A 15,711-nucleotide genomic window follows, 5' to 3' on the forward strand; every position below is an offset into this window, starting at 1 on the left:
ACGACGATGGCGGAGCCGGCTGAATAGTCGCGGAAGGCACGGCCATTCCGGAAATCACGAAACGCCGGCGGCCCAACAGGTGTCGTCCGCATGCGACGTGGGACTTTCCAGCGGTGAAGCTGCCGGAGTGAATCGTCTTCAGCCGGGCTCGTCCGGCCCCGCATCGAGATGCGGACAGGATGAGCATTTCACCCTCGCAACCCTATCGCTTCTTGGCCAAATAAACCTTAATTGCTATTGAAATCCCTAAAAAGAATTAGGGTGATAAGTCTTGTGTGGGGCGCCTTTCCCGATTCGAGGCGACCGCAGGGATTCCGCACTTCCGGTGCGTGCTCGCGTCACCGGCCAATACGACTGCAAAACTCGAATGAGATCGCAAGCCCATGAAAAAACTGACGATCAAGAATCGTATTCTTCTAAGCTTTGCGATCATTCTGGTGATTATCTCGATCATGACGCTGGCTATATACTACTGGCTCCTGCAGATCGAGAAGGAAGCAACCACCCTGGAATCCAGTACGGTTCCGGCGCTCTACTATAGTGCACAACTACAGTCCTCCTGGACCAAGGCCTATGGGCTCGTCGAGGAATTCGCGCTCCAGGACAATCAGCCGGACCGGACACGTGTCGAGAATGAGATCAAGGCCAACCGCGATAGCCTTCGAGAGCTGATAGCCAAGTACAAGACGACGATCGACACTGAACAGGACCAGAAGAACTATGACACCGTTCAGGAGATCGCGAACCAGATCCTTCCGGCGGAGGACGAGATTCTGCAGCGTGGCCTGGTCGCAGGCACCGCGGGCGCCGTGCCCGATGTCCGCCACGACATCCGGGATCGGCTGGAGCAGCCCTACGACAAGATAACATCCTCGCTCGGCGCGATGTTCGGCTACAATCGGAGTGAATCCGACAATTCGACCAAGCGCATCGTCGATGCCGTTCTCGTGGCCGTCTATGGCCTGGGAATAGGCTTCCTTGCCGCGCTTATTCTCTCCGTGTTGTGCGGATATCTTCTTTTCCGCGCCGTGATGAACCCGCTGGGGCGGCTGCTCTCCACCGTCGAGACGATGCGGCATGGCGATTTCAGCGAGCGCCTCGACCTGGGACGCCAAGATGAATTCAGCACTCTTGGCTCCGGTTTCAATTCGATGGCCGACGATCTCACAAGTCTTATCGGCCAGGTGCAGAAGTCCAGCATCCAGGTCAACACATCGATCACCGAAGTCGCCGCGACCTCCAAGCAGCAGCAGGCGACCGCCCATGAAATCGCCGCGACAACCACGGAAATCGGGGCGACGGCAAAGGAGATCTCCGCTACCTCCAACGAGCTCGCCCGTTCCATGGACGAATTGTCCGCCGTTGCCGAGCAGACGGCAACGCTGGCAGGCGGGGGACAGGCAGGCCTGTCGCGCATGGAGGCCACCATGCGCCATGTGGTGGACGCCGCAGCCGCCATCAACGCCAAGCTCGCCGTCCTGAGCGAGAAGGCCGGAAACATCAACCAGATGGTGACGACCATCACGAAGGTCGCCGACCAGACCAACCTGCTTTCGCTGAATGCGGCCATCGAAGCAGAGAAGGCCGGGCAATATGGGCGCGGCTTCGCGGTTGTCGCCACTGAAATCCGCCGCCTCGCCGACCAGACCGCAACGTCGACCTACGACATCGAGCAGATGGTCAGGGACATCCAGTCGGCCGTCGCCGCCGGCGTCATGGGGATGGACAAGTTTTCCGAGGAAGTGCGCCGCGGCATGTCGGAAGTCCAGGAGGTCGGCGGGCGACTTTCCGAGATCATCGATCAGGTCCAGGGACTCGTGCCCCGGTTCGAGGTGGCGAACGAAGGCATGCAGGCCCAGGCCGCCGGCGCGGTCCAGATCAGCGAGGCCCTGGTCCAGCTCAGCGAGGCAGCCCAGCAGACCGTGGAATCCCTGCAGCAGTCTACGAGCGCGATCGACGAGTTGAACCAGGTCTCGAGCGGCCTGCGCACCAGCATATCGCGCTTCAAGCTGAGAGCGTGACGGGGAATCGGCGTTACCAGAGCAGGGTCGAACGATGCTCCTCCTGATGTTCCACCTGGACAAGGACCGCTATGTTCTCGATGTCGGACAGATCGAGGAGGTGCTGCCCTATGTTGCCGCCAAGGCCATTCCCGGCACGCCTGACGGTGTCGTCGGCGCGATCAGCTATCACGGCCGCCCGGTCCCGCTGATCGACTTGTGCGTCCTCGCGCTGGGCCGCCCCTCGGCAGAAGTGATGAGCACCCGGATCATCCTCGTGCGTTATCCCGCAGAAGGCGGTCGCGAGCCTCTTCTCGGCCTGGTCGCCGAGCGCGCGACCGAGATCATCGCCCGCGATGCGAGCGACTTCGGACCGTCGGGCGTCGACGCCGGCACGCCGCCCTATCTCGGCCCCGTCGCGACCGATGATCACGGCATCCTCCAGCTGGTCCGGGTGGAAGCTCTTTTGCCGGCCGGCATCCGCGATGCGCTGTTCCGGCAGATCGAAGCGGTGTCGTGATGTCCGATGCGGTCGAACTGTTCCTGAAGGAGGCGATCGGCCTGCACAGCGGAACGGTGGGCTCCTCCGTCATCGACCACGCGGTCAAGCAGCGCATGAATGCCTGCAGGATGACCGACATCCAGATCTATCGCCAGCATCTGGCGACATCGTTCCAGGAGCGACAGGAACTGATCAATGCGGTCATCGTGCCCGAGACCTGGTTCTTCCGGGACCGCGAGGCCTTCGCGACCGTCTCTCGCCATCTCCAGGCCACTCCCGGCCTCGACCGCCCGATACGGCTCCTGAGCGTCCCCTGCTCGACCGGCGAGGAGCCGTTCTCAATCGCCATTTCCTTGTTCGAAGCCGGGTTCGCGGCGGAGGACTTCCGGATAGACGCGATCGATGTCAGCAGCCAGAATCTCGAAAAGGCCGAGCGTGCCATCTATGGGCGCAACTCGTTCCGCGGCGGCGATCTCGGCTTCTGCGCCGGCTATTTCGACAATGTCGATGTCGGGCTCCAGCCGAATGCCAGGGTACGCGCGCAGGTCACCTTCATCAGGGCCAACCTCTTCGAATGGATCCCCCCCATCGGGCAGGGATTCTACGACATCATCTTCTGCCGCAACCTGCTGATCTATTTCGACCGGGATACCCAGGAGAAGGCCCTGCACCGACTTGGAGGGTGGCTCTCGCCGGCCGGACTGTTGCTGGTCGGCCCCGGCGAGTCCGGCATTCCAGCGACCTGCGGCTATGTCTCCATCCGTTCCCCACGAGCATTTGCATTTCGCAAGGCGGAACGGCCGACGGGCAATCCGCAACCTTCGCCGTCTGCGAGAAGCATCGCGGCTGCGGGCATGCGCAGGCCCAAACCGGTACCCGCGATGAAGGAAATGCCGGCAAGGCCCTTCAGTACGCCGCGCATCATCAAGGAAATACCCACCGTGCCTTCGGTCGACAGGGCGGCAGCCAGCCTTGCCGCGATCGAGCGGGCGGCCGATACGGGCAGGCTGGCGGAGGCCAGGCAGACCGCCGATGCCCATCTGACGCAGTTCGGGCCATCGTCCGAGATCTTCTACCTGATGGGTCTCATCTCCGACGCGGACGGCGCGGCGGAGGAGGCGATCCAGAACTATCGCAAGGCGCTGTATCTCGCGCCCGACCACGCGGAAACGCTCGCCCATCTTGGCCTGCTGCTGCAGAGACGAGGGGATAGCGCAGCTGCCAGGGCCCTTGCCGGTCGTCTTGCCAAGATCGAACAAAGGAAGCGCAAGTCATGACGGCCCCAGCCAACGCCCGCCGGCCGGATCAGGATATCCAGGACGGCGGAGACGCCGCGACGCCACCCAATGCCTCGCAGATGGCCAGGAACCTGCTCGATCGCCCTCTCCCCGCCGGATACAGGGAGGAATGGGCCCGTCACTTCGCCCGCGATGACCGGGCCGCCGGTACCGAGGGCTCCGCTTCGGAAGAGGCGAGCGCCATCATGATCTTCCGCATCGGAGAGGAGTGGCTGGCATTGCCCGCCGACGCCTGTCACGACGTCGTGGAACCAAGGCCGGTGCACTCGCTTCCCCATCGTCGCGACACCGTCGTGCTCGGCCTCGTCAACGTTCGCGGCGAGTTGCTCGTCTGCGCCTCGCTCGGCGAACTTCTCCATGTCGCGGGGAGCACGTCCCAGCTTCGTGCCGCCCGTTCCGACGGCTTGCGGCGCATGGTCGTGATCGGCGACGAGCACAGGCGGATCGTCTTCCATGCGGACGAAGTGCATGGCCTTCGGCGCAGCAGCGAGAGCATGCGCCTTGCCGTCCCCGCGACGATCAGCAAGGCTCCTTCGACCTTCACGACCTCGATGCTGGCGTGGGAAGGACGAACGGTCGGCTGCCTCGACGCGGCACTGGTGCTGGACATGCTGGATCGGAGTCTTGCATGAGCGGGGAGGATTTCAGCCAGTTCTCCATGCTCGACCTGTTTCGAGCCGAACTCGAGACGCAGTCCCATGCCCTGACGACCGGGCTGCTCGCGCTCGAGCGCAATCCGACCGCGGCCGATCACCTCGAAGCCTGCATGCGGTCCGCGCACTCCCTGAAGGGGGCGGCGCGCATCATCAATTTCATGCCGGCGGTCACCGTCACGCATGCGATGGAGGAGTGCTTCGTCGGCGCCCAGCGCGGCCAGATTCGACTCGGGCGCGAGCACATCAACGTCCTGTTGAAGGGCGTCGATCTGCTCGGCTCCCTCTCATCGCAGCCGGAACTGAGTACGGACGAAGAAGCGCCCGAAGTCGTCGACTTCGTGAAGGCGCTGGAACATGCCTCGACGCCCGATGCGCCGGCAGCGGACACCGCGCTTCCGCCCGCCGCCCAATCCTTCCTGCAGGCTGAGTCCAGCCAACCGCCGCAGCGGGTCGAGTTCGCCGAGCCGGCCGTCCCGGCCTCGGGCAATGCGGCATCGGATCGCATCGTCCGGCTGACGGCAGGCAGCCTCAACCGCCTGCTCGGCCTGGCTGGAGAGGCCCTGATCGAGGCCAGGCGACTGCGACCCTTCGCCGACGGACTCACCCGGCTGAAGCGGCTGCAGTCTGATCTCGCCCGGACCCTCGATGCATCGGCATCCTGGCAGCAGGATATCCAGGCGGGCGAACAGTCTGCCTCGTCGAGCGCGCAGCGCAAGCTCGCGGCGATGCAGGAGTTCCTCGCGCAGCGGCTCGATGAGCTCGATTCGATAGACAGACGCGTCAGCGACCTGGCCAACCGGCTTTACGACGAGACTCTCGCCAGCCGCATGCGCCCGTTCGAGGACGGCGTCAGGCACTATTCCCGCATGGTCCGCGACCTCGGGCTGGCGCTCGGCAAGATCGTCCGGCTGGAGATCGTCGGCGGCTCCACCACCATCGACAGCGACATCCTGGAGCAGCTCGACGCGCCGCTCGGACATCTCCTGCGCAATGCGGTGGATCACGGGCTCGAAACGCCGGCCGAGCGCCTGGCGGCCGGCAAGGCGGAAGAGGCCACGATCCGGCTGGAGGCCCGGCACAGCGCCGGCCGCCTGCAGGTGATCGTCAGCGACGACGGCAGGGGCATCGACCTCACCGCCCTGCGGGAAAGCATCGTTGCCCGCCAGTTGGCCAGCGCCGGATCAGCCGTCAGCCTGAGTCCGGAAGAACTTCTGGAGTTCCTCTTCCTCCCCGGCTTTTCCCTGAAGGCGAATGTGAGCGACATCTCGGGTCGCGGCGTGGGTCTCGACGCCGTCCGCGCCATGGCCAAGCAGGTGGGAGGCTTCGCCAACGTCTCCTCGAAGCTGGGCGCCGGCACGAGCTTTCAGCTCGAACTGCCGATAACCCGTTCCGTGGTACGCACCCTGCTCGTGGAAATCGACCGCGAGCCTTACGCCTTTCCGCTGGTCGGCATCATCCGCGCATCGAGCGTGGCTCGCGAAGTCGTGGAGCTTGTCGAGGGGCGCCCGCACTTCCGGTTCGAGGGCCGCCAGATCGGCCTGATCACCGCCCACGAGGTGCTGGAGCGGGAGGAGTGGCAGCCGGGCGGCGACCAGCTTTCCGTGATCGTCATCGGTGATCACGATCATGCCTACGGGCTGATCGTCGACCGTTTCGTGGGCGAGCGCGAGCTTGTCGTCCGTCCGCTGGATACGCGCCTCGGCAAGATCAAGGACATCGCAGCGGCGGCGCTCATGGATGACGGTTCGCCGGTGCTGATCGTCGATATCGACGACCTCCTGCGTTCGGTGGAGAAACTGGCGTCCTCCAGGCAGTTGCGCGCGTTGAAGCGTAGCTCGGACGAAGCCGCCCGCAAGCAGCGCAAGCGTGTCCTCGTGGTCGACGATTCCCTGACCGTGCGCGAACTCGAACGCAAGCTGCTCGATCAGCGCGGCTATCAGGTCGAGGTCGCGGTCGACGGCATGGATGGATGGAACGCAGTGCGTTCTGACCCGTTCGACCTTGTCGTCACGGATGTCGACATGCCGCGCATGGACGGCATCGAACTGGTCAGGCTCATCAAGAGCGACGTACGGCTCAGCGGGACCCCCGTCATGATCGTGTCCTACAAGGACCGGGAAGAGGATCGCCGCCGCGGCCTGGATGCCGGGGCCGACTACTATCTCGCCAAGGGCAGCTTTCACGACGAGACCCTGATCCGTGCCGTCGCCGATCTCATCGGGGAGGCCAACGAATGAAGACAGCCGCGAGTCCCCCATCATGAGGATCGGTATCGTCAACGACCTGCCCATGGCGGTCGAATTGCTCAGGCGCACCATCGCAACCACGGCAGAGCATCACGTGGCCTGGGTCGCGACGAACGGGCGCGAGGCCGTGGAGGCCTGTGCCCTCGACCTGCCGGACCTGGTTCTCATGGACCTGACCATGCCGGAGATGGGTGGCGTCGAAGCCACTCGGCGGATCATGGCCGCCACCCCCTGCCCCATCCTCGTCGTGACGGCGAGCATCGATGCCAACGTGCCCGAGGTCTACGACGCCATGGGATTCGGCGCGCTTGACGCGATCGAGGTGCCGACGATGGCCCCGGATGGGGGAACCTCGGTCCAGGCAAACCAGTTCCTGCTCAAGATCTCCAATATCGCAAAACTCGTGAAGGACAGTCCGCTGACCAGGGGAAACGGGAGGAACACCCGGGCTTCCTTCGCTCCTGCGCGTCGCCTCATCGCAATCGGGGCCTCGGCAGGGGGGCCTGCCGCCGTCGCCGCCGTGCTCAGCAAGCTGCCTAGGGATCTGCCGGCTGCTATTGTGCTGATCCAGCACGTCGATGCGCAGTTCGTTCCGGGCCTGGTAAGCTGGCTCGGGCAGCATACCGCCCTGCCGATCCGCTCCGCCAGGGATGGCGACCGGCTGGAAACCGGCACGGTATTCATTGCCGCGACGAACGATCATCTCGTCTTCCGATCGACGGGGGAACTGACATACACATCCGAGCCGCGGGACAATCTCTATCGGCCCTCCGTGGACGTCTTTTTCGAAAGCGTTGCGCGGCGCTGGCGCGGCGATGTCGTCGCGGTACTGCTGACCGGCATGGGGCGCGACGGCGCCAAGGGCCTCAAGCTGCTGCGCGACAAGGGATACCTGACCATCGCCCAGGATGCCGCGACGAGCGCTGTCTACGGCATGCCCAAGGCCGCCGCGGCGATCGGAGCCGCCGCCGAAATACTGCCTCTCGATCTTATAGCGCCCCGCCTGGTCCAGGCCTGCGGCCACACCGTCTGAAGGACCTCTGCCAATGTCGGAAGATTCAGATCTCGACTTCGAACCCGTCCCGGGGCCCGCCGACAAATACCTGTCGATGGTCCTCCTCGTCGACGACCAGATGATCATCTGCGAAGCCATCCGCCGCGCCCTAGCGGGTCAGCCCGAACTCGACTTCCACTATTGCACCAATCCGTTCGAAGCGATCCGGATCGCCAACGAAACGAAACCCACGGTGATCCTCCAGGATCTCGTCATGCCGGGCATGGACGGGATCGATCTCGTACGCCAGTATCGCCAGAACCCGGCGACGCAGGCCGTGCCCGTCATCGTGCTCTCGGCCAAGGACGAACCGGCGGTCAAGGGCGAAGCATTCAATGCGGGCGCCAACGACTACCTGGTGAAGCTGCCTGACCGTATCGAGCTGATCGCCCGCATCCGCTACCACACGCGCGCCTATCTCGACCATGTGCAGCGCAACCAGGCCTACCGGGCCCTGCGCGAGAGCCAGCGGCAATTGATAAAGGCCAATCTCGAACTCGAGCGTCTCACCCGCATCGACGGCCTCACCTCCCTGGGCAACAGGCGCTACTTCGACGAATATTTCAACCTGGAATGGGCACGCGGACGGCGCAGGCAGACGCCCGTCTCAGTCCTGATGATCGATGTCGACAACTTCAAGCGCTACAATGATTCCTATGGCCATCTCGCGGGCGATGAAGCGCTGAAGCGGGTCGCGCGGGTCATCCAGGACAGCCTCACGCGTCCCACGGACCTGGCCGCCCGCTTCGGTGGCGAGGAGTTCGTCGCCGTCCTCATCAACGGATCCGAGGCCGGCGTACGACAGGTTGCGGAACATATGCTGCAGGCCGTTCGCGACCTCGAGATCCCGCACGGGACGGGACGCGTGACGATCAGCATCGGCGTCGCCAACGCCTTGCCGGACGAGCGTAACTCAGCCGGCGAACTGCTTTACAATGCTGACCAGGCATTGTTCCGCGCGAAGCTCGAGGGTCGCGACAGGGTGGTGTTCCACGAGGCCCCTGCTCCACCGAAAGAGTAGGTCCCGCCTGCTTCCCGGCATCAGTCGGAACGGAATGCGACTCCCGATCAGGCGATCCGGAAACCGGCCGATGTCCTGCCCGAACGCCGGTCTCTACAGACTGCGCACCTGCGGCCTCTCTCCTATTGCAACGAGCATCCGCTGCATGCAGATGGGCATCATCTCGGAGAGGAACGATGAAGATCGGTATCATGGGGGCCGGCGCTGTCGGCTGCTACTATGGGGCAATGCTCGCGAAGGCCAGTCATGGAGTCAGCCTCGTAGGGCGCCCCGCCCTCGTCGAGCGGGTGCGGGCATCCGGCCTGCTCCTCGAAACTTCGGGCTCCCGCCATGCCGTGCCGGCACAGGCGGATACCGATCCATCCGCTCTTGCCGATTGTGATGTCATCCTCTGCTGCGTGAAATCCTTCGATACGGAAGAGGCAGGAAGGGCAATGGCTCCCAATCTGAAGGCGGACGCGGTTGTCTTCTGCTTCCAGAACGGAATCGACAATGCCGATCGCCTGGAAGCCGTCCTCGCGCGGCCGGTCATCCCCGCCGCGGTCTATGTCGCTGCCGAAATCGTCGCTCCGGGTCATGTCAGGCATCATGGCCGCGGCGACATCGCGATCGGCAGTTCACCTTCGAGCCAGGCGATGGCGGAGATGTTCGTCAGGGCCGGCGTCCCCGCCACCGTCTCCGAAACGGTCGTCGAGGCGCTATGGGCAAAGCTGATCGTCAATTGCGCATACAATGCCCTCTCCGCCGTCTCCGGTGCCCCTTATGGTGCCATGATGCGGGTCGACGGCGTGTCGAAGGTCATGGAGGATGTCTTCGAGGAATGCCGTGCAGTCTGCCGAACCTTGCGCATCGGCCTGCCGGAGCACCTGCTGGGCACCGTTCTCGGGCTCGCCGCGACGATGCCGGATCAATACTCCTCGACTGCCCAGGATCTCAAACGCGGACGGCCGACGGAGATCGATCACCTCAACGGTTATGTCGTCCGGAAGGGAGAGGAACTCGGCATTCCCACGCCGGCCAACCGGGCGCTCCAGGTCATGGTCAAGCTGCTGGAGACGTCGCCCGAGGGGACCCGGCGGCGAGCGGGACATGCCGAGGAATAGTAAGCTATCGCAACAGAGGGGAATCTGGAGGATGCGGGCCCTTCCCATGGCGACCGGGATCTCCGCTCCGGTGCTCGGCAACGCCGATCGAGACTGAATTTTTCAGGCTCGACCAGCGATCCGATTGAGGCGGTCCTTGGTGGCTACCGGCAGGTATATCCGCCGTCGATGGGCAGGGACACGCCGGTGATCATTGAGGCGGCGTCGCTGAGGAGGAAGACGATGGGGGCGGCGATTTCGTCCACCGTCGCCCAGCGCCCGAGCGGCATCTGCTTGAGGAAAGGCTCGGCGACATGCGGCTGGCTCCAGTGGCCGGACGAGATCGGCGTCATGACCACGGTTGGGTTCACGCTGTTGACGCGAATTCCGTACTTGCCGAGTTCGAGGGCGGATACCCTCGTGATGTTGTCGAGCGCCGCCTTCGAGGAGCCGTAGGATATATGGCCGTCGAGCGCGACGAGCGACGCCTGGCTGGAGACGTTGACGATAGCGCCACCCTTGCCGAGACGGACCATCGACTGGGTTGCGTATTTCGTGACGAGCAGGGCGCCGCGCGCATTGATGCTGATGACCTTGTCGAAGATCGCAATGTCGGTATCCATCGGCGTCGCTATCTCGCCGCCGAAGCCGCCGCAGTTGACGACGCCCCACAGGTCCAGGCCTTCGAGCGCGCCGCGGATCTCCTGCTCCGACGCAAGGTCGAACACCAGCGTGCGGCAACCGGTTTCCCTCGCGATCTCCTCGAGTGCTTCGTTGGAGCGACCGCTGGCGATCACTTCGGCGTTCGCCGCCTTGAGATGACGTACGGTGGCGCCCCCGATTCCTCCGCTACCCCCGGTTACGAGAATGGTGCGTCCGTTGAAGTCAGTCATTCGTTTTCCTCCTGGGAGTGTTCTTGCGCGAACTTTCTGAATGAACCCTGCGCCGCTCAGTGATGCGCCGGCGCAGGGGTGTCGATTGCGGGAACGCCGGCCGCCACGGAGATCCGGCGGCCGGCCGCATTGAAGAGATGGCAGGCGTCCGCCGGGAACGACATGGCGATCCTGTCGCCGGCGCGGGCGCGGCGACCCATCCCATCGCGGATGACCAATCCCTCCTCGCCGTGCCGAAAGTGGATGAAGGTGTCGCTGCCCAGCATCTCGACCATGTAGGCCACGCCCACATGGTCGCCGGGCCCCTCGCCGAAGGAGAAGGAGATATGCTCGGGGCGGATGCCCAGCGTGACGCTGTCCCCCGGCTCAAGACTTTCCGAAACCGTGACCGGCACCACCGTCCCGAGTTCCAGCCGTATCCTCGCCCCGCTCCCCTCGACCGCCTCCACCCTTCCCTTCAGCAGGTTCATGGCCGGCGATCCGATGAAGCCGGCGACGAAGAGGTTGGCCGGATGTTCGTAGAGCTCCAACGGTGTTCCGACCTGTTCGATACGGCCGGCATTCATCACCACGATGCGGTCGGCGAGCGTCATCGCCTCCACCTGGTCGTGCGTAACGTAGATCATCGTCGAGCCGAGTTCGGCCTTCAGCCGGGCGATCTCGAGGCGCATTCCCACCCGGAGCGCCGCGTCGAGGTTGGACAGAGGCTCGTCGAGGAGGAAGAGCTTCGGCTTTCTGGTGATCGCCCGGCCGATGGCGACGCGCTGCCGCTGCCCCCCCGAAAGCTCCCGCGGCTTGCGCCGGATATAGGAGGACAGCCTCAACTTTTCGGCGGCCCTCGCGACACGCTCGGAAATCTCGGCCCGCGGCGTACGGGCTATCTCCAGGCCGAAGCCGATGTTTCGGCTGACGTCCATGTGCGGATACAGCGCGTAGGACTGGAACACCATGGCGACCCCCCTCTCCGGCGGCTCGGCTTCGCTCATGTCGGCGCCGTCGATCAGGATCCTTCCCGAGGTGATGGGTTCCAGGCCCGCGATGATGCGCAGGAGCGTCGACTTCCCGCAGCCGGAAGGCCCGACGAGCACGCAGAACTCGCCATGCTCGATGGTGAGGGAAAGCTCCGGGATGACCGTGAGGCTTCCGAAGCGCTTGGTGACATTGTCGATCGAAAGCGTCGCCATGGGTTCAGCCTTTCACGGCACCGGCGAGCAGGCCTCGGACGAAGGCGCGCTGGACCAGCACATAGAGGAGGATCAAGGGGAGCGCGATCAGCGTCAGGATCGCGAAGAGGGCACCCGGATTGGCCATGTAGAGCCCCGAATACTGCATCGGCACGATGGTCAGCGTCTTCATCTCCGCCCTGGTCAGCACGATCAAAGCGAGGAAGAACTCGTTCCAGGTGACGATGAACTGCCAGATCGTGACGAAGACGAGCGCCGGCCGGACGAGCGGCAGGGCAACATGCCAATAGGTCTGCCAGGAAGTGCAGCCGTCGACACGCGCGGCCTCGAAGAGTTCCTGCGGGGAATCCTCCATGAAAGCCTTGAGGATCACGATGGCAAACGGCACGCCCAGCGCGGCATAGGGCAGGACAAGGCCGATATAGGTGTTGATCCAGCCGAAGTTCTTCAGAAGGATCGCGAGCGGAAGCACCAGCGAGGCGAGCGGCACCATCAGGGTCGTTAGCAGTGTCGTGTAGAGGACCAGCGTCCCCCTCAGGCGCAGCACCGCGCATGCGAAGGCGAAGAGCGACGACACGGCGACCACGATGACGACTGTCGCCACCGTCACGATGAGGCTGTTGAGGAAGATCCTGCTCAGCGGGTTGTCCCGTATCACCGTGACGAAATTGTCGAAGGTGACGGGCCAGGTGACGAGCGCCGGATCGAAGGCCTGCGCCGGTGTCCTGAGGCCGATGGAAAGCATGTAGATCTGCGGCACCATCCACAGCGCCAGTGCCGCGAAGAGCACGGCATGGACCACGATCGCATGGAGCCGGTTTCGTCCGAGCGCAGTCATGGTCGCTCCTTCGCCGCAGGCGTCAGGCGGGCGCCGAGAAGGATGATCTGCGCCAGGGACAGGATGAGTGCGAGCAGCAGCACGATGACGGAGAGAGCGGCGCCGCCGCCCGTGTCCCCGATCACGAAACTCTGCTTGAAGATGTAGGTGCCGAAGACCTCGCTGGCGCGATTGGGACCGCCCCCCGTCATCAGATGGACGATCGGGAAGGTCTGCAGCGTGCCGATGATGCCGAGCAGCAGCAGCGACTTCGTCGCGGGCGCGAGCATGGGAACGACGACATGCACCGCCAGGCGCCAGCCCGTCGCGCCATCGATGCGGGCGGCATCCAGTATCTCGCTGGGCATGTTGGCGATGCCGGCGATGTACATCAGCATCGAGAATCCGGTCCATTGCCATATGTTGACGATGATGAGGGCGTAGATGGCCGTCTTGGGATCGCCGATGGGCGAGTTCGACATGACGATGCCCAGATGCTTCAGATACTCCTGGGCGATACCGTAATAGGGCGCGTAGATCTGTACCCAGACGAGGCTAACCACTGAGACCGAGGTCACCACCGGCAGGAAGAAGGCCGTGCGGAAGAAGCCGCGCAGTCGATGGGTGTGACGCTCGATGAAATAGGCGAGCAGGCCGCCGATCAGCATCTGCACCGGAATGGTGATGACGGCCCAGAGCACCATGTTGCGCACGACGATCCAGAAGGTCGCATCGCCGAGGACCGCGACGTAGTTGGCGACGCCGGTGAACGCCGTGACGCCGGCCGCATTCCTGCCATACAGGCTCTGGCCCAGCACCCACAGGATGGGATAGGCGATGAAGACGGCGAACAGCGTCGTCGCCGGTATCACGAAGCCGTAGGAGGCAAGGCGGCTGCGGCGCGGCCGCCTCTCGGCGACGAGGACGACCGGTCCCGCCTGCCCGGACTCTGCGTGCATATTCAATCATCTCCGGGAAGGGAACCGGGCGCCGAGCGCCCGGCCGGGAGAGTGCTACTTGCCGTTTGCCTTGTCGGTCGCCGCCTGTACCGAGGCAAGCGCCGCCTCCGGCTCGAGGCTGCCCGCCGCGACACCGGCAAGCGCGTTGTCCAGGGCTTCGGAAACGGCGGGGGAGGCAAAGCGCTGGTTCTCCGCCTTGGGCAGATCGGCCATGAACCGCGCCGACATCTCCTTCACATGATCGGTGATATCGCCCTTCGGCTCGTGCCCCGAGAACGCCGGCAGATCGTTGAGATCGTTGAGAGCCTCCTGCAGGCCGACGCCGTTGGTCAGCTCCGAAAGAAAGGTCCAGGCCTCCGGATTCTTCGCGCCGTTCTTCGTCAGGCCATAGCCGATATCGATACCGCCGACCGGCGGGCTGGCGGCGCCACCGTCCTTGACGGCCGGGAGGTAGAAGAAGTCGAAGCCGTCCATGTTCTGGACGAACTCGGACAGCGGGGGCGGAAACTTGCTTTCCTGCATCCACCAGGAGCCGAGGGCCATCATGCCGACGCGACCTTGGGCGAACAGCTGCGCGCCTGTCGGATAGGCATGGGCGCCGAGAGCACCCTGCTGGAAGATGCCGTCGTCGAACAGGCCCTTCCAGGCCTTCATCGCCGACACCAGTTCGGGGGAGGTCCACGGAGCCTGGCCGGCCTGCGCCTTGTCGATGATGCCGGGAGAGAACTGGTTCGCCAGCATCAGGAAGACGTTCTCGTTCTGCCAGCCGTCGGCGGCGCCCTGGAACATCGGAATGTAGCCGCCGTCGGTAAGCGCCTTGGCTGCGCCCTTGAGGTCGGCATAGGTCTTGGGAACGGAAATCTTCAACTGGTCGAAGAGTTTGCGGTTATACCAGATGCAGAGAACCTGGGACTCCTGCGGGACGATGTAGTTGTTCTTGTCGCCTGCCGGGTTGCCCATCTGCATCTGGCGGCGGTTGACGGGGAACACCTTGTCCTGCCACCCCTCGCCCCAGGTCTTTGCGGCCAGCTGGTCGACGGGTTCCAGATTCTCCCGGTACTGCTGCGTCAGGGATCCCGGCTGAAGGCCGATGACATCCGGCAGGCTGCCAGAGGCGGCCGCAGCTTTCAGGGCCGTGATATATTCAGGCGAGTAGTTATAGTATGTATATGTAACCTTGATGTCCGGATGCGCCTTCTGGAAGGCATCGATGGACTTCTGCATGGTGCTCTGAACGAACCATGACCAGACGGTCACCTCTTTCTGTTGTGCCAGTGCCGACATCGTCGAAAGAGCAAACGCAAGCATGCTTGCGCCCAGCAATTTCCTGCCTCGCATGATATTTCCTCCTCGGTTTATTATATTTTAGAAGCTTACCCGCGTTTCCTCCTTCGCGCATAAGCTCGGTCGTCATGCCGTCTCGAGCGACCGCCCCTTGGTCGGGGGCGGGCTTGGGCGCTCCAGCGAGACGCTGCTGATTGATCGCCATGGGTGGCGATATGGGCCGCAGCCTCCACGGAGCCTTATGGGCGCTTGGCGCCTCTTTTGCCGAGGCCATGCCAACCTGTGCATGCCCTCGAATGAATTAAGAACGATATTTCCAATTTCTGTCAATATCTTTCTATTTTGGCCATCAAAATTCGAGCGAAGCCAAAACAGAAAAAGATAAGATTTCGAAAACGGGCTCCACAGCAGTCACTTGCGATTTCGAGTGCCCCCAACAAGCTCAATAAAAATCATGATCGCACGTATAAAATATGTAAAATCTCAAAATAGTTCAAAAACATCACATATTATTTTTCATATATCACCTATATCTTTGGATAATTGGAATATAGGGAAAAATATCTGACATAAACTTTTCAAATGAACAGATTATTGCATCAAATATCCATACATGGATCAGGTGCCGGCCGGTCGTCCATGTGAAAGGAATTGACAGAAATTGCCATGCGCCCTCATCTACGCGCAGGCCACGCGTACGCCCGAAGTCATGACG

The 15,711-nt window shown here is 63.3% G+C and carries 13 protein-coding genes; 8 read left to right on the plus strand and 5 right to left on the minus strand.

All coding sequences use genetic code 11. The features are described from left to right. Nucleotides 1-383: 383 nt before the first annotated feature. The 8 genes from AC6H34_RS02115 to AC6H34_RS02150 all read left to right on the plus strand — a co-directional run bounded on the left by AC6H34_RS02115 (nucleotide 384) and on the right by AC6H34_RS02150 (nucleotide 9,880). Complete coding sequence (locus tag AC6H34_RS02115) at nucleotides 384-2,021, plus strand: methyl-accepting chemotaxis protein (RefSeq protein ID WP_497537742.1); 1,638 nt, start codon at nucleotides 384-386, stop codon at nucleotides 2,019-2,021. A 34-nt stretch (nucleotides 2,022-2,055) separates the two neighbouring features. Then, nucleotides 2,056-2,520 carry a chemotaxis protein CheW gene (locus AC6H34_RS02120; protein ID WP_448146360.1) on the plus strand — a complete coding sequence of 155 codons (465 nt, stop codon included), beginning with the start codon at nucleotides 2,056-2,058 and terminating at the stop codon, nucleotides 2,518-2,520. Beyond that, a complete protein-coding gene (locus tag AC6H34_RS02125; RefSeq protein ID WP_497537743.1) occupies nucleotides 2,520-3,779 on the plus strand; it encodes a CheR family methyltransferase in 1,260 nt (419 codons plus the stop codon). The genes AC6H34_RS02120 and AC6H34_RS02125 overlap by 1 nt, the downstream gene beginning before the upstream one ends. Further along, on the plus strand, nucleotides 3,776-4,432 hold the full coding sequence (locus AC6H34_RS02130) for a chemotaxis protein CheW (RefSeq protein WP_497537744.1): 657 nt from the start codon (nucleotides 3,776-3,778) through the stop codon (nucleotides 4,430-4,432). The genes AC6H34_RS02125 and AC6H34_RS02130 overlap by 4 nt, the downstream gene beginning before the upstream one ends. Then, nucleotides 4,429-6,693, plus strand: coding sequence for a hybrid sensor histidine kinase/response regulator (locus tag AC6H34_RS02135; protein ID WP_497537745.1), 2,265 nt, complete (start codon nucleotides 4,429-4,431; stop codon nucleotides 6,691-6,693). Before AC6H34_RS02130 ends, AC6H34_RS02135 begins: the two co-directional genes overlap by 4 nt. A gap of 22 nt (nucleotides 6,694-6,715) precedes the next feature. After that, nucleotides 6,716-7,735 (plus strand): chemotaxis-specific protein-glutamate methyltransferase CheB, encoded by a 1,020-nt coding sequence (cheB, locus tag AC6H34_RS02140; protein ID WP_497537746.1) that lies wholly within the window; start codon nucleotides 6,716-6,718, stop codon nucleotides 7,733-7,735. A 13-nt stretch (nucleotides 7,736-7,748) separates the two neighbouring features. Beyond that, nucleotides 7,749-8,777: a GGDEF domain-containing response regulator gene (locus tag AC6H34_RS02145; protein WP_497537747.1), complete on the plus strand. Its 1,029-nt coding sequence runs from the start codon at nucleotides 7,749-7,751 to the stop codon at nucleotides 8,775-8,777. Nucleotides 8,778-8,953: 176 nt separating this feature from the next. Further along, nucleotides 8,954-9,880 carry a ketopantoate reductase family protein gene (locus AC6H34_RS02150; protein ID WP_497537748.1) on the plus strand — a complete coding sequence of 309 codons (927 nt, stop codon included), beginning with the start codon at nucleotides 8,954-8,956 and terminating at the stop codon, nucleotides 9,878-9,880. A 143-nt stretch (nucleotides 9,881-10,023) separates the two neighbouring features. Here AC6H34_RS02150 and AC6H34_RS02155 read toward each other — a convergent pair whose 3' ends face one another. From AC6H34_RS02155 to AC6H34_RS02175, 5 genes are read right to left on the minus strand one after another with little or no spacing between them, the layout of a single operon-like run. Beyond that, a complete protein-coding gene (locus tag AC6H34_RS02155) occupies nucleotides 10,024-10,752 on the minus strand; it encodes an SDR family oxidoreductase (protein WP_448146353.1) in 729 nt (242 codons plus the stop codon). Nucleotides 10,753-10,808: 56 nt separating this feature from the next. Next, nucleotides 10,809-11,936 carry an ABC transporter ATP-binding protein gene (locus tag AC6H34_RS02160; RefSeq protein WP_497537749.1) on the minus strand — a complete coding sequence of 376 codons (1,128 nt, stop codon included), beginning with the start codon at nucleotides 11,934-11,936 and terminating at the stop codon, nucleotides 10,809-10,811. A 4-nt stretch (nucleotides 11,937-11,940) separates the two neighbouring features. Beyond that, nucleotides 11,941-12,774: a carbohydrate ABC transporter permease gene (locus AC6H34_RS02165; RefSeq protein WP_448146351.1), complete on the minus strand. Its 834-nt coding sequence runs from the start codon at nucleotides 12,772-12,774 to the stop codon at nucleotides 11,941-11,943. Continuing rightward, nucleotides 12,771-13,712: a carbohydrate ABC transporter permease gene (locus tag AC6H34_RS02170; RefSeq protein ID WP_497537750.1), complete on the minus strand. Its 942-nt coding sequence runs from the start codon at nucleotides 13,710-13,712 to the stop codon at nucleotides 12,771-12,773. The genes AC6H34_RS02165 and AC6H34_RS02170 overlap by 4 nt, the downstream gene beginning before the upstream one ends. Nucleotides 13,713-13,766: 54 nt before the next feature. Then, nucleotides 13,767-15,050, minus strand: coding sequence for an ABC transporter substrate-binding protein (locus AC6H34_RS02175; protein WP_497537751.1), 1,284 nt, complete (start codon nucleotides 15,048-15,050; stop codon nucleotides 13,767-13,769). Between the last annotated feature and the right edge of the window lie 661 nt (nucleotides 15,051-15,711).

It is taken from the genome of Labrys sp. ALF-8 (assembly GCF_059699065.1).